16 protein-coding genes are annotated in these 19,169 nt (G+C 69.8%); 11 read left to right on the plus strand and 5 right to left on the minus strand.

The features are described from left to right. The first annotated feature begins 9 nt into the window (after nt 1-9). Complete coding sequence (locus tag ACIO3S_RS29285; protein WP_160024663.1) at nt 10-279, plus strand: competence protein CoiA family protein; 270 nt, start codon at nt 10-12, stop codon at nt 277-279. Here ACIO3S_RS29285 and ACIO3S_RS29290 read toward each other — a convergent pair. Continuing rightward, complete coding sequence (locus ACIO3S_RS29290; protein ID WP_400470377.1) at nt 276-1,625, minus strand: PLP-dependent aminotransferase family protein; 1,350 nt, start codon at nt 1,623-1,625, stop codon at nt 276-278. The two genes, ACIO3S_RS29285 and ACIO3S_RS29290, sit on opposite strands and share 4 nt — an antisense overlap. Before the next feature lie 73 nt (nt 1,626-1,698). On the opposite strand from ACIO3S_RS29290, the gene ACIO3S_RS29295 reads away from it, so the two are divergent. Beyond that, nucleotides 1,699-2,406: a pyridoxamine 5'-phosphate oxidase family protein gene (locus tag ACIO3S_RS29295; RefSeq protein WP_400470381.1), complete on the plus strand. Its 708-nt coding sequence runs from the start codon at nt 1,699-1,701 to the stop codon at nt 2,404-2,406. Between the two features lie 138 nt (nt 2,407-2,544). Here ACIO3S_RS29295 and ACIO3S_RS29300 read toward each other — a convergent pair whose 3' ends face one another. Continuing rightward, the gene (locus ACIO3S_RS29300; protein WP_400470384.1) at nt 2,545-4,983 is read right to left on the minus strand and encodes a Tex family protein; all 2,439 of its coding nucleotides are present in this window, start codon (nt 4,981-4,983) and stop codon (nt 2,545-2,547) included. Nucleotides 4,984-5,085: 102 nt separating this feature from the next. Here ACIO3S_RS29300 and ndk point away from each other — a divergent pair, with 102 nt between their 5' ends. The 8 genes from ndk (at nt 5,086) to ACIO3S_RS29340 (ending at nt 15,106) form a co-directional block, all read left to right on the plus strand. Continuing rightward, nucleotides 5,086-5,490, plus strand: coding sequence for a nucleoside-diphosphate kinase (ndk, locus tag ACIO3S_RS29305; protein WP_008358543.1), 405 nt, complete (start codon nt 5,086-5,088; stop codon nt 5,488-5,490). A gap of 317 nt (nt 5,491-5,807) precedes the next feature. Beyond that, on the plus strand, nt 5,808-6,833 hold the full coding sequence (locus tag ACIO3S_RS29310; RefSeq protein WP_160024659.1) for a rod shape-determining protein: 1,026 nt from the start codon (nt 5,808-5,810) through the stop codon (nt 6,831-6,833). Between the two features lie 73 nt (nt 6,834-6,906). Continuing rightward, the gene (mreC, locus tag ACIO3S_RS29315) at nt 6,907-7,860 is read left to right on the plus strand and encodes a rod shape-determining protein MreC (RefSeq protein WP_400470389.1); all 954 of its coding nucleotides are present in this window, start codon (nt 6,907-6,909) and stop codon (nt 7,858-7,860) included. After that, nucleotides 7,857-8,411 carry a rod shape-determining protein MreD gene (gene mreD, locus ACIO3S_RS29320; protein WP_400470392.1) on the plus strand — a complete coding sequence of 185 codons (555 nt, stop codon included), beginning with the start codon at nt 7,857-7,859 and terminating at the stop codon, nt 8,409-8,411. Before mreC ends, mreD begins: the two co-directional genes overlap by 4 nt. A 1-nt stretch (nt 8,412) precedes the next feature. Beyond that, entirely contained in the window at nt 8,413-10,515 is a 2,103-nt protein-coding gene (mrdA, locus tag ACIO3S_RS29325; protein WP_400470395.1) for a penicillin-binding protein 2, read from the plus strand. An 18-nt stretch (nt 10,516-10,533) separates the two neighbouring features. Beyond that, the gene (rodA, locus tag ACIO3S_RS29330; protein WP_378837080.1) at nt 10,534-11,757 is read left to right on the plus strand and encodes a rod shape-determining protein RodA; all 1,224 of its coding nucleotides are present in this window, start codon (nt 10,534-10,536) and stop codon (nt 11,755-11,757) included. Nucleotides 11,758-11,850: 93 nt separating this feature from the next. Further along, a complete protein-coding gene (locus ACIO3S_RS29335; RefSeq protein ID WP_350837412.1) occupies nt 11,851-13,533 on the plus strand; it encodes a S8 family peptidase in 1,683 nt (560 codons plus the stop codon). Between the two features lie 355 nt (nt 13,534-13,888). After that, complete coding sequence (locus tag ACIO3S_RS29340) at nt 13,889-15,106, plus strand: S8 family peptidase (protein ID WP_400470400.1); 1,218 nt, start codon at nt 13,889-13,891, stop codon at nt 15,104-15,106. 70 nt (nt 15,107-15,176) lie between these two features. Here the strand turns inward: ACIO3S_RS29340 and ACIO3S_RS29345 are convergent, their stop codons facing one another. After that, entirely contained in the window at nt 15,177-15,851 is a 675-nt protein-coding gene (locus tag ACIO3S_RS29345; RefSeq protein ID WP_400470403.1) for a class I SAM-dependent methyltransferase, read from the minus strand. A gap of 97 nt (nt 15,852-15,948) precedes the next feature. Between ACIO3S_RS29345 and ACIO3S_RS29350 the strand changes: the two genes are divergently transcribed. Further along, a complete protein-coding gene (locus ACIO3S_RS29350) occupies nt 15,949-17,919 on the plus strand; it encodes a TIGR03960 family B12-binding radical SAM protein (protein WP_400470406.1) in 1,971 nt (656 codons plus the stop codon). A gap of 118 nt (nt 17,920-18,037) precedes the next feature. Here the strand turns inward: ACIO3S_RS29350 and ACIO3S_RS29355 are convergent, their stop codons facing one another. Together ACIO3S_RS29355 and ACIO3S_RS29360 are read right to left on the minus strand one after the other, a co-directional pair. Next, nucleotides 18,038-18,685 carry a hypothetical protein gene (locus ACIO3S_RS29355; protein WP_400470409.1) on the minus strand — a complete coding sequence of 216 codons (648 nt, stop codon included), beginning with the start codon at nt 18,683-18,685 and terminating at the stop codon, nt 18,038-18,040. A 73-nt stretch (nt 18,686-18,758) separates the two neighbouring features. Continuing rightward, entirely contained in the window at nt 18,759-19,142 is a 384-nt protein-coding gene (locus ACIO3S_RS29360; protein WP_160024650.1) for a RidA family protein, read from the minus strand. Between the last annotated feature and the right edge of the window lie 27 nt (nt 19,143-19,169).

Here is a 19,169-nt window from a genome sequence, read left to right on the forward strand (position 1 = left end):
TTGGCTGCCGTGGAGGAGCGCGACGAGCTGCAGATGGCGACCGACGACGAGACGGCCACCGACTGGGCACTGTGCCCGGCGTGCGGCAACGCGCTGGTGCTGCGGCGGCCTCGGACGCGTACGGCTCACTACGCGCACAAGGCCGGGGAGTCGTGCCGGCTCGTCGGCGCGCAGCTGCGGCGCACCAGCTCCGGGTGGGCCGTCGGCGGTGGCGAGGACGACCCGGACAGCCTCGAGAACCTCTTCGACCTGATCGAGGACGACGCACCGGGCCGCTAGCGCGCGAGGGCCCCGGTGAGCGCTGCGAGCGCCTGATCGAGCTCCGCGTCGGTCACGCCGCCGAACCCGATCACCAGGCCGGTCAGGCCGCTGGAGCGCGCGTAGGTGGAGAGCAGGTTGATCTCGAAGCCGGCGGTTCGGGCGGCGTCGCGGGCTCTGCGCGCATCCGTCTCGGGCAGCAGCCAGGTGGAGTACATCCCGGCGAGCGGGCCGGCGAGGGTGGCGTACGGGCTCATCGCCTCCGCCACCCGCGGGGCGCGTTCGGCGTAGACGCGGCGGGCGGAGCGTACGGCCCTGTCCAGCCAGCCGTCGCGGAGCAGCGTCAGCAGGGCGCGCTGCGAGGGCCAGGCGGCGCCGGCGTGGGTGATGGTGCGGCGGCGCACGATCAGCTCGTGCAGGTCGGGCGGCGCGACCAGCCAGCCGAGACGAAGCGTCGGGACCACCGACTTCGCCGCGGTGCCGAGATAGACCACGCGGCCGCGGTCCAGCGTCGCCATCGCGGGCACCGGTGCGACGTCGTAGCGGAACTCCGAGTCGTAGTCGTCCTCGATCACCACCGCGTCCGCCCGTCTCGCGGCCTCCAGGAGAGCCAGCCGGTCGGCCGCCGGCATGACGCGTCCCAGCGGGTGCTGATGCGCCGGAGTGACGTACGCCGCGACCGCAGGCCCCAGGTCGGCGACCCTGTCCACGGCCGGCAGGTCGATGACCTCGCGACCGTAGGTGAGCACCGTCTCGGCCGCCGCCCGGTATCCCGGATCCTCCACGGCGACCGGCCCTTGGCGCAGCTCCGGCAGGAGCGCGCGGAGCCCGTCGCTGGTGCCCGCGGTCACGATGATCTCGTCGGGGTGGAGGTCCAGGCCGCGGGTGCGTCCGAGTCTCGCCGCCAGCGCCTCGCGCAGCTCGAGCACCCCTCGCGGATCGTCGTAGCCACGCGGGGGAGTGGCCACCGAGACCTCCCGCCACGCCCGCCGCCATCCCGGCTCCAACCGCGGGTCGAAGAACGGCGTGCCCGTATCCAGCCGAGACGTCACCCGCGTCGGCCGAGGCGTCGCCCGCGTCGGCCGAGGCGTCACGCCCGTCGGCCGAGAGGTCACGCCCGTCGGGCGGGTCGCGGTGACGTACGTCCCGGATCCGCGGCGCGCCTCGAGCCAGCCCTCGGCGGTGAGCTGGTCGTAGGCCTGCTCGGTCACCGCGCGCGAGACGCCCAGGTCTGCGGCGAGCGCACGACTCGAGGGCAGCCGGTCCCCGGTCCCGAGGGTGCCGGCGAGGACCAGGGCGCGCACCTGGGCGGCGAGCTGGGCGGGGAGCGGCTCGCCGGAGGTGCGGTTGAGGGTCACGGGGAGCATCGGTCGAATGGCCTGTCGGAGTAGATCAGAATTGGCCCGTGCGTGCAGGCCACTTCGCTACCAGGATGGTGCCATGAGCACGACGTTGTCACCCACCCCACGCACCCGGATCAGCCGCGGGAAGAACCGCGCCGTCCCCGACCGCGAGCGCCTGCACGCGTTCCTCGGCGAGGCGCTCATCGCGCACCTGGGCGTCACCGTCGGGTCGGGCGAGGAGGCCCATCCGGTCGTCCTGCCCACCGCGTACGGTTTCGATCTCGACGGCCCGGACGCAGGCGGGTCGCTCTACCTGCACGGCTCGGTGGCCGCCGGCTGGCTCGCGCGGGCGCTGGAGCGCGACGTGTGCGTCACGATCACCGAGCTCGACGGTCTGGTCGCGGCGCGGAGCGGGTTCCACCACTCGATGAACTACCGCTCAGCCGTGGTCATCGGCCGCGCGCGCCTGGTCGAGGATCCGGATGAGCGCGAGCGTGCCCTCGCCCTGGTCGTCGATCAGATGATCCCTGGCCGCTGGGAGACCCTGCGTCCGGCCACCCGCAAGGAGCTCGCCGCGACCGCCGTACTCGCCCTCCCGCTCGCCGAGGCATCCATGAAGGCGCGCGCCGAGGGGCCGGTCGACGACCCCGCCGACATCGACTCCGGCACCTGGGCCGGCGTGATCCCGATCCACCGTGTCGCCGGCACCCCGGTCACCGCCGAGGATGCGACCGGGCCGGCGCCGGAGGATGTCGTACGCCGCGCCGCCGGGCTCGGAGCCGCCCAGAGCCCCGCGAATCGGTAGTTGTGGCGCGCGAGTCCGCAGTTGTTGCGGGCCGAGAACGCAGCTGTGGGCGACGAAACTCCACTTTCGTCGCCCACAACTGCAGATTCGATCTACGCAACTACGGATTCGGCCGCAACAACTGCGGATTCGGCGGGGTCAGCTGAGGCCGGCGCGTCGGAGCGCGTCGGCCATGGCGCTGTTGGCGGGCGCGGACGAGCCACGCCCGCCACCCTGCCCACCACGGTTGCCACTGGGGCGCCCGCCGCCCTTGCCGCCACCGTTGCCGCCGCCCTTGGGTCCGCCCTTGCCCTGGCCACGCTGGCCACCGCCGGGGCGACCCGAGCGGCCGCCGGACTCACCCTTGGCGGGAGCATCCGCGGGAGCGTCGTCGTTGAGCCGGAGCGTGAGGGAGATCCGCTTGCGGGCCTCGTCGACCTCCAGAACCTTGACGCGCACCACGTCACCGGAGCGGACCACGTCGCGCGGGTCCTCGACGAACTTGTCCGACATCGCGGAGATGTGGACCAGGCCGTCCTGGTGGACGCCGATGTCGACGAAGGCGCCGAAGGCGGCCACGTTGGTGACGGTGCCTTCCAGGACCATGCCGGGACGCAGGTCGGCGATCACGTGCACCGACTCGGAGAAGGTCGCCGTGCGGAACTCCGGCCGCGGGTCGCGTCCGGGCTTCTCGAGCTCGGCGAGGATGTCGGTGACCGTCGGCAGACCGAACTTCTCGTCGACGAACTCCGACGGCTTCAGCGACTTCAGCGCAGAGGTGTTGCCGATCAGCGACCCGATGTCCGCCGACGCCTTGTCCAGGATGCGGTTGACCACCGGATAGGCCTCCGGGTGCACGCCGGACATGTCGAGCGGGTCGTCGCCGCCGCGGATCCGGAGGAACCCGGCCGCCTGCTCGAACGCCTTCGGGCCGAGCCGCGCCACCTTGGTGAGCTCGCGGCGGGTGCGGAAGGGGCCGTTGGCATCCCGGTGGGCGACGATCGCCGAAGCGAGCGACTCGGTGATCCCCGAGACCCGGCGCAGCAGGGGAGCCGAGGCGGTGTTGAGGTCGACGCCGACGCCGTTCACGCAGTCCTCGACGACCGCGTCCAGGGACTTGGAGAGGCCGTATTCGGGCAGGTCGTGCTGGTACTGCCCGACGCCGATCGACTTCGGCTCGATCTTCACCAGCTCGGCCAGCGGGTCCTGAAGACGGCGCGCGATCGACACGGCCCCACGCAGGGACACGTCGAGATCCGGAAGCTCGGCGGAGGCGTAGGCCGAGGCGGAGTAGACCGAGGCGCCCGCCTCGGAGACCATCACCTTGGTCATCTTCAGGTCCGGCAGCAGCTTGAGCAGATCGGCGGCGAGCTTGTCGGTCTCGCGCGAGGCGGTGCCGTTGCCGATCGCGATCAGGTCGACCTTGTGCTTCGTGCACAGCTTCGCCAGCGTCGCCAGCGATCCGTCCCAGTCGCGCCGCGGCTCGTGCGGGTAGACCGTCGAGGTGTCGACCACCTTGCCGGTCGCGTCCACGACGGCCACCTTCACGCCCGTCCGGATGCCGGGGTCGAGGCCCATCGTCGCCCGGGTGCCGGCCGGCGCGGCCAGCAGCAGGTCGCGCAGGTTGTCGGCGAAGACTGCGATCGCGGACTCCTCGGCGGCGGTGCGGATCCGGGTGCGCATGTCGAGCTCGAGGCGGAAGAGGATCCGCGTACGCCAAGCCCACCGCACCGTCTCAGCCAGCCACTTGTCCGCAGGACGGCCGGAGTCCGTGATCCCGAAACGAGAAGCGATCGAGCGCTCGTAGTCGGTCACCTCACCCGGCTCCGGCTCCTCGGCGTAGGGGGAGAGGGTGACGTCGAGCACCTCCTCCTTCTCCGCGCGCAGGACGGCCAGGGTGCGGTGCGAGGGCAGCGAGGCGTACGCCTCCGAGAACTCGAAGTAGTCGGAGAACTTCGCCGCAGCCGGGTCGTTCTCGCGCCCCTCGCGGACGCGGGTCACCAGACGGCCCTGCTTCCACATCCGCTCCCGCAGTGTGCCGATCAGGTCGGCGTCCTCACCGAACCGCTCGACCAGGATCGCGCGGGCGCCGTCGAGCGCGGCCTTCACGTCGGGAACGTTCTCGCCAAGGAAGCCCTCGGCCACCACGTTCGGGTCCTGCGACGGGTCGCCGAGCAGACCGTCGGCCAGCGGCTCGAGCCCGTTCTCGCGGGCGATCATCGCCTTCGTACGCCGCTTCGGCTTGAACGGCAGGTAGATGTCCTCCAGCCGCGCCTTGGTGTCGGCGGCGAGGATCGAGGCCTGCAGCTCGGGGGTGAGCTTGTCCTGCTTCGCGATCTCGGCGAGCACCGCCGCACGCCGCTCCTCCAGGTCGCGCAGGTAGCCGAGACGCTCCTCCAACGTACGCAGCTGGGCGTCGTCGAGGCCGCCGGTCACCTCCTTGCGGTAGCGCGCGATGAACGGCACCGTCGAGCCCTCGTCGAGCAGGGCGACCGCTGCGGTCACCTGCGCCGGGCGCACCCCAAGATCTTCGGCGATGCGGGCCGGGATGGCGGCCATCGAGTCTGCGAGCGTCGGAGCTGATGGGGTTGTCGTCACGGAGCGCCATCCTGCCCCATCCCACCGACATGGTCTCAACGTGGCTCGACGGCGCCGGGCCCGAACGTGCCCGGACCGACCCTCCCCGATACGCTCGGCCCCATGACGCAGCGCACGTTCGTGATCCTGAAGCCCGACGCCGTCCGCCGGGGCCTGGTGGGGGAGATCCTGTCCCGCTACGAGGCCAAGGGCCTCTCGATCGTGAAACTGGAGCACCGCACCATCGACGCGGGCATGGCCGACGAGCACTACGCCGAGCACGTCGAGCAGCCGTGGTACCCGCCGCTGCGTGACTTCGTCACCTCCGGCCCGCTCGTCGCCGCCGTCCTCGAGGGTGACGAGGCGATCGAGGTCGTCCGCGCGCTCAACGGCGCCACCGACGGCCGCAAGGCCGCCCCGGGCACGATCCGCGGCGACTTCTCCCTCTCCAACCGCGAGAACCTCGTCCACGGCTCCGACTCGCCCGAGTCGGCCGACCGCGAGATCAAGCTCTGGTTCGGCGCCTGAGACGACCGAGCGAGGTCGAGCGGCGAGCTTGCTCGTCCGCTCGTGCCGAGCGAGGGAGTAACCGCGCGAAGCGCGGAGACGCCCGAGGAAGTGAACGATCGCGCCGGTGAATCCACCGGCGCGATCTCTCGTTCCACCGGTCTTTCGACGGTGTCCGGAACCAGGTATCCCCGGCTTCGGCGGCGTGGATGCACCCCGTATCGTTGCGGTTTCGGCGAGCCTCTCCGGTTTGGGGCTCGGACCTTCGTAGCCTCGTCGGCAGGCCCGCATCCTGCAGCACAGATCCCCGACGCGGCGCCCCGGGAACGCGAGGACGTATGGCGAGCATCATTGGACGTGACATGGCGGTGGACCTCGGCACCGCAAACACACTCGTCTACGTCCGCGGCAAGGGTGTCCTTGTCGATGAGCCGAGTGTGGTCGCGCTCAACAAGAACACCGGCGAGATGGTCGCCGTCGGCCATGAGGCCAAGAAGATGCTGGGACGTACGCCTGACGACATCGTCGCGCTGCGACCGCTGAAGGACGGCGTGATCGCCGACTTCGAGGCGACCGAGCAGATGCTCCGCTACTTCATCCATCAGGTCCACCGCCGCCGCTACTTCGCCAAGCCGCGGATGGTCATCTGCGTCCCGTCCGGGATCACCGCGGTCGAGATCCGCGCGGTGAAGGAGGCCGGCTACCAGTCCGGCGCCCGGATGGTGAACATCATCGAGGAGCCGATGGCGGCCGCGATCGGCGCCGGACTCCCGGTGCACCTGCCGACCGGCAACATGGTCGTCGACATCGGCGGCGGCACCACCGAGGTCGCGGTGATCAGCCTCGGCGGCATCGTCACCTCGCAGTCGATCAGGACCGCCGGCCACCAGCTCGACAACGCGATCATGACCTGGCTGAAGAAGGAGCACGCGCTGCTCCTGGGCGAGCGCACCGCCGAGGAGGTCAAGATGACCCTCGGCTCGGTCTGGCCCCTGCCCAACGAGCCCGAGGCCGAGATCAGGGGACGCGACCTGGTCAGCGGCCTGCCGCGCACCGTGACCGTCTCGAGCGCCGAGGTGCGCAAGGCGATCGAGGAGCCGCTGCACGACATCTTCGACGCGGTCCGCTCCACCCTCGACCAGACGCCGCCCGAGCTGGCCGGCGACATCATGGACCGCGGCATCGTGCTGACCGGCGGTGGTGCCCTCCTGCGCGGGCTCGACGAGCGCCTGCGCCACGAGACCGGCATGCCCGTCCACGTCGCCGAGTCCCCGCTGACCTCGGTCGCGATGGGCGCCGGCCGCTGCGTCGAGGACTACGACGTGCTCCGCCCCGTCCTGGTGAACGAGAACAGGAGATGGTGACGTGTCGTTGCTGAGCCCCCGCCCCAGCGAACGTCTGCGCAAAGGGCTGGAACAACGCAAAGGCCCCAAACCCATGGTCCGTACGCCGCGGGAGAGGCTCAACCGCCGCGGCAGCCTCGAGACCAAGGCCGGCGGCGGAGGGCCGAAGCGCTCCTGGCTGATCGCGCTCGTCCTGTGCTGCGCGACGCTGGCCACGCTCGACCAGACCCCCGTCCTGGAGCCGGCCCGCGCCGCGGTCGGCGAGGTGATCTCCCCGCTGGAGACCGGCGCGGCGATGGTGGCCCGCCCGTTCACCGACATCCCGGAGTGGTTCGACACCCGCGACGAGCTGCGCGACCGGGTCGCCAAGCTCGAGGCCGAGAACTCCACGCTGCGCCGCCAGGTCGAGGTCACCGACTACGGCCGCGCCAAGCTCGCCGAGTACGAGTCGATCACCCGCGCCGCCGAGGACCTCGGCTACGCCATGGTGCCGGCGCGGGTCACCGCCTACGGCCCCGCCCAGACCTTCAACCGCACCGTCACCATCGACGCCGGCAGCGCCGCCGGGATCAGGTCCGACATGTCGGTCGTGACCGGCGACGGCCTGGTCGGCCGGGTGCTGCGGGTCACCAAGACCTCGGCGACGGTCCTGCTGATCGTCGATGCCGCCTCGGTCGTCGGCGGACGCGTCGGCGGTGAGGACCGCAGCGGCAAGAAGTCCGGTCAGGTCGGCATGGTCCGGGGTTCCGGCGCGGTCGCCGGAGGCGCCAACGCCGGTCTGCTGACCCTCGACCTCGTCGACCAGTCCACCACCCCGCTCAAGGGCGACACGGTCATCACCTGGGGTGACGGCCGGGCCGCTCCGTACGTCTCCGGGCTGCCGATCGGCGAGGTGACCGACAGCTTCGAGAGCGTGCGTGACTCCTCGCAGACGGTCCGGATCAAGCCGTACGTCGACTTCGGCTCGCTCGACGTCGTCGGTGTGGTGGTGCCGGGCGACACCATGAGCGACCGCGCCGTCGTCACACCGGAAGGAGAGCTGCGATGAGCGAGATGGAAGGCCGCGCCTCCGGGGCCGCTCCGGTGCTGCGCAACGTCCTGGTCGGCATGCTGGTCGTCATCGCCGTCGTCCTCCAGCTGAGCGTCGCGCCGGCCTTCGCCATCCGCGGGATCACCCCCGACCTGGCGCTCCTGGTCGTCCTCGCGGTCGCGCTCACCCGTGGCGGGCAGGCCGGCCTGGTGACCGGGTTCGCCGCCGGCGTACTCCTCGATCTGGCCCCGCCCGCCGATCACACCGCGGGCCGCTGGGCGTTGGCCCTGCTGATCGTCGGCTACGTCGCCGGCCGCGTCCGCGAAGGCAGCATCGGCGAGGGCAGCATCCATGGCGGTCTGGGCCGTCCCAGCGCGATGACCGTGATGGCCACGGTGGCCACCTGCGCGTTCATCGGGGTCAGCATCTTCGCGGTCAGCGGCCTGATCCTCGGTGAGGCGCCACTGACGCTGCTGCCGACCGTGGCGATCAGCGTGGGCTACGACCTCCTGCTGGCGCCGCTACTGATCCCGGCGCTGCTGTGGCTGATCGGCAAGGGAGATCTCTGAGATGCCGCGGAGCACGTCTCGGGGGGCACGACTCTCCACCGCGCAGGTCAGCCGGCTGCGGCTGATCGTGATCCAGGCGCTCGTCTTCTCGCTGCTGGCCACGCTCGGGGTCAGGCTCTTCTACCTGCAGGTACGCCACGGCGACGCCTATCAGGCCGCCGCGGCCTCGCAGTCCAAGCGCGAGATCGTGCGCCAGCCGGTGCGCGGCATCATCGTCGACGCCCAGGGCCGGCCGATGGTGACCAACCGCTCCGCCTGGGTGGTCAGCCTCGACCAGGGCGTGCTCGACGGGCTCGACGACGACGACAGGAAGACGCTGATGGCCCGCGTCGCCAAGGCCGTCGACGTGTCCCCGAAGAAGCAGAACGAGGCGATCGCCAACTGGTCCGGCACCCGCTACCAGCCGGTCCCGATCGCCACCGACGTCTCCGAGTCGACCGCGCTGCGCATCCTCGAGCAGCCCGAGGACTTCCCCGGGGTGGTCGCGGAGAAGCAGACGCTGCGCTCCTACCCGAGCCCCTTCGGCATCAACGCCGCCGGCGTGCTCGGCTATCTCTCCCCGATCACCGAGGACGAGAACGACAACGCCAAGGAGCGTGGCGACGAGTCGCTCAACATCACCTCGATGGTGGGTCGCTCCGGTGTCGAGAAGGAGTACGACCAGTGGCTGCGCGGGATGCCCGGCTACGACACCGTCACCGTCGACTCGCTCGGCCGAGAGATCGGGCGCGGCGACTCGGTCGCCTCCCAGCCCGGCGACACGCTGGTGACCAGCATCGACGCCAAGGTGCAGGGCCGTGCAGAGAAACTGCTCGCCGAGTCGATCGAGACCGCGCGCAACACCTTCGACAAGATCTCCGGGCGCAACTTCGAGGCCGACTCCGGCTCGGTCGTGGTCATGGAGGCGCAGACCGGCCGACTGGTCGCGATGGCCAACCAGCCGACGTACGACCCCGAGGAGTGGGTCGGCGGGATCACCCAGAAGCAGCTCGACAGGCTCTACTCCGAGAAGGCGGGCTACCCGCTGTTGCCACGGGCGACGCAGGGTCAGTTCGCGCCGGGTTCGACGTGGAAGCCGTTCATGACGGTCGGCGCGCTCAACAACGGCTACAGCCGCGACACCCTGCTCAACTGCTCCAGCGGGCTCCAGGTGGGCAACCGGGTGTTCAAGAACTACGAGTCGGGCGCCTACGGGTTCATCGACTTCGCCAAGGCGCTCCAGGTCTCCTGCAACACGTTCTTCTACCAGGTCGGGGTCCACTACTGGCAGAAGTACGGCGCCAACCCCGCCGACGTCAACGCCAAGGACCCGCTGGTGGAGACCGCCAAGGCCTTTGGCTTCGGCAAGCGCACCGGCATCGACCTGCCGGGGGAGTCGACGGGCCGGATCGCGGACCGGAAGTGGAAGGCCGAGTACTACCAGGCCATGAAGGGCTACTACTGCCGGATGGACGAGAAGAAGAACGCCCCCACCGACTTCCTGCAGCTCTTCGCCCACGAGTTCTGCATCGAGGGCAACTACTACCGCACCGGCGACGCGGTGAACTTCTCCATCGGCCAGGGCGACACGATGGTCACCCCGATCCAGCTCGCTCGGGCCTACGCGTCCCTGGCCAACGGCGGCACCCTCTACGAGCCCAGGATCGGGAAGGCGGTCGTCAGCGGCGACGGGACGGTGGTCGAGAAGATCGATCCCAAGGTCGCCGGCAAGGTGAAGATGTCGGCCAAGAGCATCGACTACGTCAACGAGGCGCTGCTCGGCACTCCCCAGTCGGGCTCCCTGGCCTGGAAGTTCGGCGGGTTCCCGCTCGACGAGGTGAAGGTGCGCGGCAAGACCGGCACCGCCGAGGTCACCGGCAAGCAGACGACCGGCTGGGTCGCGACGTACAACAAGAAGTACGTCGTCATCATGACGATCTCCCAGGGTGGCACCGGCTCGGGCTCGGTGGGCGATGCCGTACGCAAGCTGTGGGAGACGCTCTACGGGATCGAGGAGGGCGGCGCCGAGGTGCGGCCCGACAAGGCCGCGATCCGGGGCATCGACCCACCCAGGAACCTGCCCGCATTCGGTGCCGACGGCTCGATCGTCGCCCCGAAGGACTGAGGGGTTGAGGGGCAGAGCATGAAGAACGACGTGATGGCCTTCGTACGCCGCATCGACCTGGTCCTCCTGGGCGCGGTGCTGGTCCTGGTGTCGCTCTCGGTGTTGCTGGTCTGGTCCGCGACCATCCACCGGGACGCGATCACGGGCGGTGACACCACCGCCTACCTGCGCAAACAGGCGATCAACGTGGCCGCCGGGCTGGTGTTGATGGTGGGCGTTGTCGCGACCAACCACCGCTGGGTCCGGCTCCTGACGCCGGTGGTCTACCTGGGCGCGGTGGTGGGGCTGGTGCTGGTGCTCGTGATGGGCTCCACGGTCAACGGGTCGAAGTCGTGGGTGGTCCTCGGGCCGGTGCAGGTCCAGCCCTCGGAGCTGGCCAAGCTGGCCGTCGTCATCGCGATGGCGCTGGTCCTGGCCGAGCGCAGCGAGGGCCGCTGGCGGGCACGGGTGTCGCTGGGCGACGTGGTCGCGATGATCCTGGTCGCGGCGGTGCCGATCGTCCTGGTCCTGCTGCAGCCCGACCTTGGCACCACGCTGGTTCTCGGTGTGACGGTCTTCTGCGTGCTCGCGGCCGCGGGCACACCGCGGCGATGGCTCGCGCTGCTGGCGTTGACCGGCGTGGCGGGTGCGACGACGGTGGTCGCGACCGGGGTGCTGAAGCAGTACCAGATCAACCGGTTCATGGCGTTCACCGATCCGTCGCTGGATCCTCGCGGGGCCGGCTACAACGTCCAGCAGGCGCGGATCGCGATCGGCGACGGCGGCATCTTCGGGCAGGGCCTGTTCCAGGGCTCGCAGGCCCGTGCGGGCTTCGTCCCCGAGCAGCACACCGACTTCATCTTCACGGTCGTGGGGGAGGAGCTCGGGCTGGTCGGCTCGCTGCTGGTGATCGGGCTGATCGGTGTCGTCCTGTGGCGCGGACTGCGGATCGCGGCGCGTACCGACGACCTCTTCGGGCGGGTGGCGGCGGCCGGGATCGTGTGCTGGCTCGGCATCCAGAGCTTCCAGAACATCGGCATGTGCCTGGGCATCATGCCGGTCACCGGGGTCCCGCTGCCCCTGGTTTCCTACGGTGGTTCCTCGATGATCGCGGCGCTGCTGGCGGTGGGTCTGCTGCTCGGCATCTCGGCCCGTTCGCGGCGCACCGGTCTGGACCGGTCCGGACCACTTCAGGACCTCCGCTCGCGTGATCGCCTGCAGGTTGCTGCAGTGCGAAAAGATGTCGCGTTTCATCGAAATTAAACTCGATTACGTTCCCTCCCGGTTGCCCTACAGGGCATCTGTGACCCCTTGCAGCCCTCATCCCGAGGCTGCTTGACGACGGGAGCAGTAATCGTGAACCGACCCCACAGAATCCAGCGCCTCGGCGCACTGGCAGCAGCGACGGTCACCGCCGTCGGTGCCGCCACCACCATCCTGGCCATGTCCGGTCCCGCCGGCGCAGCCGACAGTCCGGCACCGCTGATCGGTGCCGAGAAGTCGACGGCCATCGACAACTCCTACATCGTCGTGATGAAGGGCAACGGTGCGGCGGCCAAGGCCAACGCCGCCGACGCCCGGGCGCTCGCCAAGGAGAAGGGCGGCTCGGTGAAGTACGCCTACGACAAGGCGATCACCGGATTCTCTGCCACGCTCGACGCCGACGCGCTCGACGCGCTCCGCAGCAACCCCGATGTCGACTACATCGAGGCCAACCAGGTCGTGAAGGCCAGCGGCGACCAGGCCAACCCGACCTGGGGGCTCAACCGGATCGACCAGCGCAACCTGCCGCTGAACTCGAACTACCACTACGACTACACCGGCTCTGGTGTGAAGGCGTACATCATCGACACCGGCATCCGGTCCGCGCACGCGGACTTCGGTGGCCGGGTGACCTCTGGCTACACCGCCATCGGGTCCAGCACCGAGGACGAGAACGGCCACGGCACCCACGTCGCCGGTACCGTCGGCGGGTCCACGTACGGCGTCGCCAAGAACGTCACGCTCGTGCCCGTCCGCGTGCTCGACGCCTCCGGGTCCGGCACGACCGCCGGCGTGATCGCGGGTGTGAACTGGGTGACCTCCAACCACACCTCCGGTCCGGCGGTCGCCAACATGTCGCTCGGTGGCGGGGTCTCCTCGACCCTCGACTCCGCGGTCTCCAGCTCGATGGCGGACGGCGTCACCTACGCCGTGGCCGCGGGCAACGACTCCGGTGCGAACGCGTGCAACGGCTCGCCCGCCCGGGTGGCCGGAGCCCTGACCGTCGGCTCGACGACCAACACCGACGCCCGGTCGAGCTTCTCCAACATCGGCTCGTGCGTCGACCTGTTCGCCCCGGGCTCCTCGATCACCTCGGCGTGGCACACCTCCAACACGGCGACCAACACCATCTCCGGTACGTCGATGGCGACCCCGCACGTCGCCGGAGTGGCAGCGCTCTACCTGCAGGCGAACCCGACGGCGTCGGCCTCCGCCGTCGCCTCGGCGATCAACGCCAACGCCACCACCGGCGTGGTCACCTCGCCCGGGACCGGTTCACCCAACCGCCTCCTCTACTCGCTGTGGAGCGGTGGCACCGACCCGACGGACCCGCCGACCACGGGCAACCTGCTGACCAACCCGGGCTTCGAGTCGGGCGCGACCGGCTGGACCGCCTCCTCCGGCGTGATCGACAACTCGAGCGGCGCGCCGGCGCGTACGGGCTCTTACAAGGCGTGGCTGAACGGCTATGGCACCGCTCGCACCGACACGCTGTCGCAGTCGGTCACCCTGCCCACGACCGGCAAGACCCTGTCGTTCTACCTGCGGGTGATCACCAACGAGACGACCACCTCGACGGCCTACGACAAGCTGACCGTCAAGGTCGGGTCGACGACGCTGGCGACGTACTCCAACCTGAACGCGAGCTCGTCGTACTCGTTGAAGTCGTTCTCGCTCGGGTCCTTCGCCGGCAGCACCGTCACGCTGACGTTCACCGGCACCGAGGACTCCTCGCTCGGGACCAGCTTCCTGATCGACGACACCTCCATCGCCTGATTCGAGCCCTGAGGGCCTGATCTCGGCTTGACCGCACCGGGTCGCTCGCGTAACGCGGGCGACCCGGTGTGTTGGGTTACAGGCCATTTTTCCCGCCCTGTTTATGGGCTGTTTATAGGTGTTCACCTTTGGTATCTGCACGTTGCTGCAATGCGAAGAGTTGGGTCGTTACGGGCCCTACGTAACGTGATTACGTGGTTGACCGAACGCTTCGGGTTGCGGCCGTAGGGAGGGCGCAGGGCGTTCGGCCGGCACGTGCGACGTCTGCGCGTGGGACCACCTACAGGCGGTTCCCAAGTCCGGTGCAATGAATGGTTGTGGCCCCATCGGGCCGCACGATGACGGGAGTCAGTTCGTGAACCGAACCATCAAGAACCGGGCCTTCAAGGCGCCGGCAGTCATCTCCGCCGTGGCTGTGGGAGCAGCAGCCTCGGCGATCGCCTTCACCGTCCCGGCAGGTGCCGCGGACAGTCCGGCACCGCTGCGCGGCGCGGACGCCTCGACCGCAATCGAGGGTGAGTACATCGTCGTGATGGAGAAGCAGGGTCGCAGCGACGCGGCCAGGTCCGAGGCCAAGTCGGTGCGCAGCGACGCCCGCGACGCCGGTGGAGACGTACGGAAGGTCTTCAACACGGCGTTCAACGGCTTCTCGGCCTCGCTCGACAAGAAGGCGCTCGAAGAGGTCCGCTCCAACCCGGACGTCGCTTACGTGCAGGCCAACCACCGCTACACCACCCAGGGTGACCAGGCGGACCCGACCTGGGGCCTGGACCGGGTCGACCAGGCCGCGCTGCCGCTCGACAAGAACTACCACTACGAGCAGACCGGCGCCGGCGTGACCGCCTACATCATCGACACCGGTGTCGCGACCGACCACTCGGAGTTCAGCGGCCGGATCGGTGAGGGCTTCGACGCGGTCGACGGCGACACCGACCCGGCCGACGGCAACGGCCACGGCACCCACGTCGCGGGCACCGTCGCCGGCACCACCTACGGTCTGGCCAAGGAGGCGACGATCGTCCCGGTCCGCGTTCTCGACGACCAGGGCTCCGGCACCACCGAGGGCGTCGTCGCGGGCATCGAGTGGGTCACCGAGAACCACACCGACGGCCCGGCCGTCGCCAACATGTCGCTCGGCGGCGGCAACGACGCCGCTCTCGACGCGGCCGTCCAGGCCTCGATCGCCGACGGCGTGACCTACGCCGTCGCGGCCGGCAACGAGAGCTCCGACGCCTGCGGTTCCTCGCCGGCGGCCGTTCCGGAGGCGATCACCGTCGGTGCCACCGACGACACCGACGCCGCCGCGGACTTCTCCAACACCGGTGAGTGCCTCGACATCTTCGCCCCCGGCGTCGACATCACCTCGGCCTGGAACGACGGCGCGACCAACACCATCTCCGGTACGTCGATGGCGACCCCTCACGTCGCCGGCGCCGCCGCGCTCTTCCTCGAGGCGAACCCCTCGGCCACCCCGGCCGACGTCGCCACGGGTCTGACCGGTGCCGCCACCCCCGACGTGGTCACCAACCCGGGCACCGGTTCGCCGAACCTGCTGCTCACCACGCTGTTCTGAGCCACCGGCTCTGAGGTCAGGGTGTTGGGGCCGTCCGGGAGGGGCGGCCCCAACACCCATTTCCGCTCCGCTACGACGGCTTGGTCCATGCGATGGTGTGCCGGAACCCGAGGCGGCGGCGGATCGAGGCACCGGGCAGGACGCCTCGGACGGCCTCGCGCAGCTCGTCGAAGGGCATCGTCGGGTCCTTGATCGGGACCGGCGCGACGGGTGTGCCGTCGGCCGACGGCCACGGATGCTTGACGTAGCCGATCACCGGGTTGGTCACGGCCGAGGCGAGGTCCCAGAGGTGGTCCGTCGCGCTGAGCGGCGGTGCGAGGCCGACTGCCAGGAACCGCCCTCCCGGCTCCAGGAGACGGCGCACATCAGCGAGTGCAGCGGCGACGTCCAGATGGTGCAGAACGGCGACCATCGTGACCAGGTCGACCGGCCCGGCGGTCTCGGCCCAGGGGCGACCGTCGACGGTGACATTGGCGAGAGCCGCGCAGCGGGCGGCGGCGTGTCGCCGCATCTCCTCGTCGCGATCGTTCCCGCGGACCGCCTCGAACCTCGGCGACAGCGACGCGACGAGCTCACCGCGTCCGCAGCCGACGTCCAGCGCGCCGCGGCGCCGCGCCGGCAGGTTCGCGAGGATCCAGCTGTGGAAGTGGTCGTTGTGGCTCCAGGGATGCCGTGCGTTGAGCCTGGCCATGCCTGTTGCCACGGTCCCTCCGGCGAACTCTCCTGCCCACGTACGCAAAGCCATGCCCGGCATTCTGTCCTCGCGACGCCAGGTTTGGTAGGGGAGTCAGGAGGCGGCGTACGCTTGGGGTTGATCGTTCCCGAGCTTTGAGGTGCCCATCGTGACCGTCGCCCAGAGCGACCTCGTTCCTGAGTCTGTCTTCCCTCGGCTGGAGCCGCGCCTGGCGCTGGTGTCCAAGCCGATCCAGTACGTCGGTGGGGAGCTCAACTCGACCGTCAAGAAGTGGGACGAGGTCGAGGTGCGGTGGGCGCTGATGTACCCCGACGCCTACGAGGTCGGCCTGCCCAACCAGGGTGTCCAGATCCTCTACGAGGTGCTCAACGAGCGTGACTGGATCGCCGCCGAGCGCACCTACGCCGTGTGGCCCGACCTCGAGAAGATCATGCGCGAGGGCGACGAGCACGGGCCGATCCCGCAGTTCACCGTCGACGCCCACCGTCCGGTGAAGGCGTTCGACGTGTTCGGGCTCTCGTTCTCGACCGAGCTCGGCTACACCAACATGCTCAACGCGCTCGACCTCGCCGGGATCCCGCTGCATGCGGTCGACCGCGGCGACGACGACCCGGTGGTGCTCGCCGGCGGCCACGCCGCGTTCAACCCGGAGCCGATCGCCGACTTCCTCGACGCTGCCGTGCTCGGCGACGGCGAGGAGGTCGTGCTCAAGATCTCCGAGGTCGTGCGTGAGTGGAAGAAGGACGGTCGCCCCGGCGGCCGCGACGAGCTGCTGCGGCGACTCGCCGTCTCCGGTGCCGTCTACGTCCCGAAGTTCTACGACGTGAACTACGCCGCCGACGGCCAGATCGAGGCAGTGGTCCCCAACCGCCCCGACATCCCGTGGCGGGTGCGCAAGCACACCCTGATGGACCTCGACGCCTGGCCCTACCCGCGCAACCCGCTGGTGCCGCTCGCCGAGACCGTCCACGAGCGGTTCTCCGTGGAGATCTTCCGCGGCTGCACCCGTGGCTGCCGCTTCTGCCAGGCCGGGATGATCACCCGCCCGGTGCGCGAGCGCTCGATCACCACCATCGGCGACATGGTCGAGAACGGGATCCGGAAGTCTGGTTTCGAGGAGGTCGGCCTGCTCTCGCTGAGCTCGGCGGACCACACCGAGATCGGTGACGTCGCGACCGGCCTGGCCGACCGCTACGAGGGCACCAACGTGTCGCTCTCGCTGCCCTCGACCCGCGTCGACGCCTTCAACATCACCCTGGCCAACGAGTTCTCCCGCAACGGCCGTCGCTCCGGCCTGACCTTCGCCCCCGAGGGTGGCTCGGAGCGGATGCGCAAGGTGATCAACAAGATGGTCACCGAGGAGGACCTGATCCGCACCGTCGGTGCCGCCTACTCCCACGGCTGGCGCCAGGTGAAGCTCTACTTCATGTGCGGCCTGCCGACCGAGACCGACGAGGACGTCCTCCAGATCGCCGAGCTGGCGAGGAAGGTCATCGCCAAGGGCCGCGAGGTCTCGGGCCGCAACGACATCCGCTGCACCGTCTCGATCGGTGGCTTCGTACCCAAGCCCCACACCCCCTTCCAGTGGGCCTCCCAGCTCGACCACGAGACCACCGACGAGCGGCTGCAGAAGCTGCGCGACGTGGTCCGTGCCGACAAGAAGTTCGGCCGCGCGATCGGTTTCCGCTACCACGACGGCAAGCCCGGCATCGTCGAGGGCCTGCTGTCCCGCGGCGACCGTCGGGTCGGCCGCATCATCGAGCACGTCTGGCGCGACGGCGGCCGCTTCGACGGCTGGAGCGAGCACTTCTCCTACGACCGCTGGATGACCGCCGCCGAGACCGGTCTCGCCGGCACCGGCGTCGACCTCGACTGGTACACCACCCGTGAGCGTGAGTACGACGAGATCCTCCCCTGGGACCACCTCGACTCCGGCCTCGACAAGGACTGGCTCTGGGCCGACTGGGAAGACGCCCTCGCCGTCGCCGACGGCGAAGACATCGAGGTCGAGGACTGCCGCTGGACCCCGTGCTACGACTGCGGCGTCTGCCCGGAGATGAACACCGACATTCAGATCGGCCCGACCGGCAAGAAGCTCCTGCCGCTCAGCGTGGTCTGAGTCGTACGACTCGTCTGGATGCGTCACCTTCCCGCATGTGCATGGAAGTGGCGGGGACCGGCGCGACTTCAGCCGTCACTTCCCCGCACATGGGGGATTGTGACGGCATAGGTCCTGGTCAGGGTCGATTGGCGCGCATCGTGCCGGTGACAGAGACTTCGGAGAGAGCCCAGCAGGAGACCTCGTAGGGTCCGTCCCCGGAGATCGAGAATCCGTATCGCCACGCGGCCTCGTCCTCGGTGATGTCGAGGTACTCCGCCACAGCGTTGCCGCAGAGCGCGTCGGCGTCATCTTCGGGGATGTCGAACCAACCTGCCTCCGGAAGGCTGTAGGTGCCCACGACCTCCGCCAGGTGGGGCTCTTCGCAGGATGTGGGGACCGGCCGTAACTCGCTGAGCAGGCAGTCGCCCTGGACTAGCCCGCTCGGAGGGGACGCCCACTCGGTGTCGCCGCTGGGATCCATGTCGTCGAAGATCAGCACCGTGATCAGCCCGAGGGCGAGAGTGAGTGCCAGGTGTACCGCGACGCTGCCCAGCGCGATCCATGCGACCAGTCGGCCATGGTCGATGCCGTGGCGTGAGCGCAGGAGCACCACGACAGCGAGTGCTGCACCGACCAGCGTGCACACCAGGTCCAGGACGCTATCCAGCATGCCGAGCACCAGACCGAGTGGAACGACCCATGCAAAGGTGAGCGCCAGCGCGATCCAGGCCAGGGGCGACGTCCGTTCGGCCTGTGGGCCGAGCGCCGCGGGCGGGTGATCCATGGCGCGGAGGCTAGGGCATCGAACGGCCCGGAGCCCCTCGGAATGAGTCGGCGTACCCGATCTGGCTGACCGGTCAGCTGATGGCGGCGGTCGCCTCGATCTCGATGAGTACGTCGGGGCGGAAGAGGCCAGCGACCTGGACCAGCGAGCTGGCCGGCGGGTGCGCGAGGTCGACGAACTCGTCGCGCACCGACCGGATCAGCGGCAGCTCGGTCGTGGAGACGACGAAGTAGGTCAGCTTCACCACGTCCGCCCAGCTCGCGCCCGCAGCAGCCAGGGCCACGCCGAGGTTGACGAAGGTCTGCCGGGTCTGCGCTTCCCAGCCGTCGGCCACGGCGCCCTCGTCGGTGACACCGACCTGGCCCGAGGTCACGACCAGCCGGGCGCCGGGGTCGGTGATCACCGCGTGGCTGTAGCCGGCGGGTGCGGGAAGGTCTTCGGGAGTCAGGAAATCCATCCGATGAAGGTAGACCCGACTCGGTCC

Origin of the sequence: Nocardioides sp. NPDC087217 (assembly GCF_044744805.1) — a bacterium.
In the GTDB taxonomy this organism is placed as follows: Bacteria; Actinomycetota; Actinomycetes; order Propionibacteriales; family Nocardioidaceae; genus Nocardioides.

Bases quoted from the DNA above. Each gene is read 5' to 3' on its own strand.
- mrdA (WP_400470395.1), top strand. From the start codon at position 8,413: ATGCCGCGGAGCACGTCTCGGGGGGCACGACTCTCCACCGCGCAGGTC.
- rodA (WP_378837080.1), top strand. From the start codon at position 10,534: ATGAAGAACGACGTGATGGCCTTCGTACGCCGCATCGACCTGGTCCTC.
- ACIO3S_RS29360 (WP_160024650.1), bottom strand. From the start codon at position 19,142: ATGGATTTCCTGACTCCCGAAGACCTTCCCGCACCCGCCGGCTACAGC.
- ACIO3S_RS29295 (WP_400470381.1), top strand. From the start codon at position 1,699: ATGAGCACGACGTTGTCACCCACCCCACGCACCCGGATCAGCCGCGGG.
- ACIO3S_RS29355 (WP_400470409.1), bottom strand. From the start codon at position 18,685: ATGGATCACCCGCCCGCGGCGCTCGGCCCACAGGCCGAACGGACGTCG.
- mreC (WP_400470389.1), top strand. From the start codon at position 6,907: ATGGTCCGTACGCCGCGGGAGAGGCTCAACCGCCGCGGCAGCCTCGAG.
- ACIO3S_RS29310 (WP_160024659.1), top strand. From the start codon at position 5,808: ATGGCGAGCATCATTGGACGTGACATGGCGGTGGACCTCGGCACCGCA.
- ndk (WP_008358543.1), top strand. From the start codon at position 5,086: ATGACGCAGCGCACGTTCGTGATCCTGAAGCCCGACGCCGTCCGCCGG.
- ACIO3S_RS29290 (WP_400470377.1), bottom strand. From the start codon at position 1,625: ATGCTCCCCGTGACCCTCAACCGCACCTCCGGCGAGCCGCTCCCCGCC.
- ACIO3S_RS29345 (WP_400470403.1), bottom strand. From the start codon at position 15,851: ATGGCTTTGCGTACGTGGGCAGGAGAGTTCGCCGGAGGGACCGTGGCA.
- mreD (WP_400470392.1), top strand. From the start codon at position 7,857: ATGAGCGAGATGGAAGGCCGCGCCTCCGGGGCCGCTCCGGTGCTGCGC.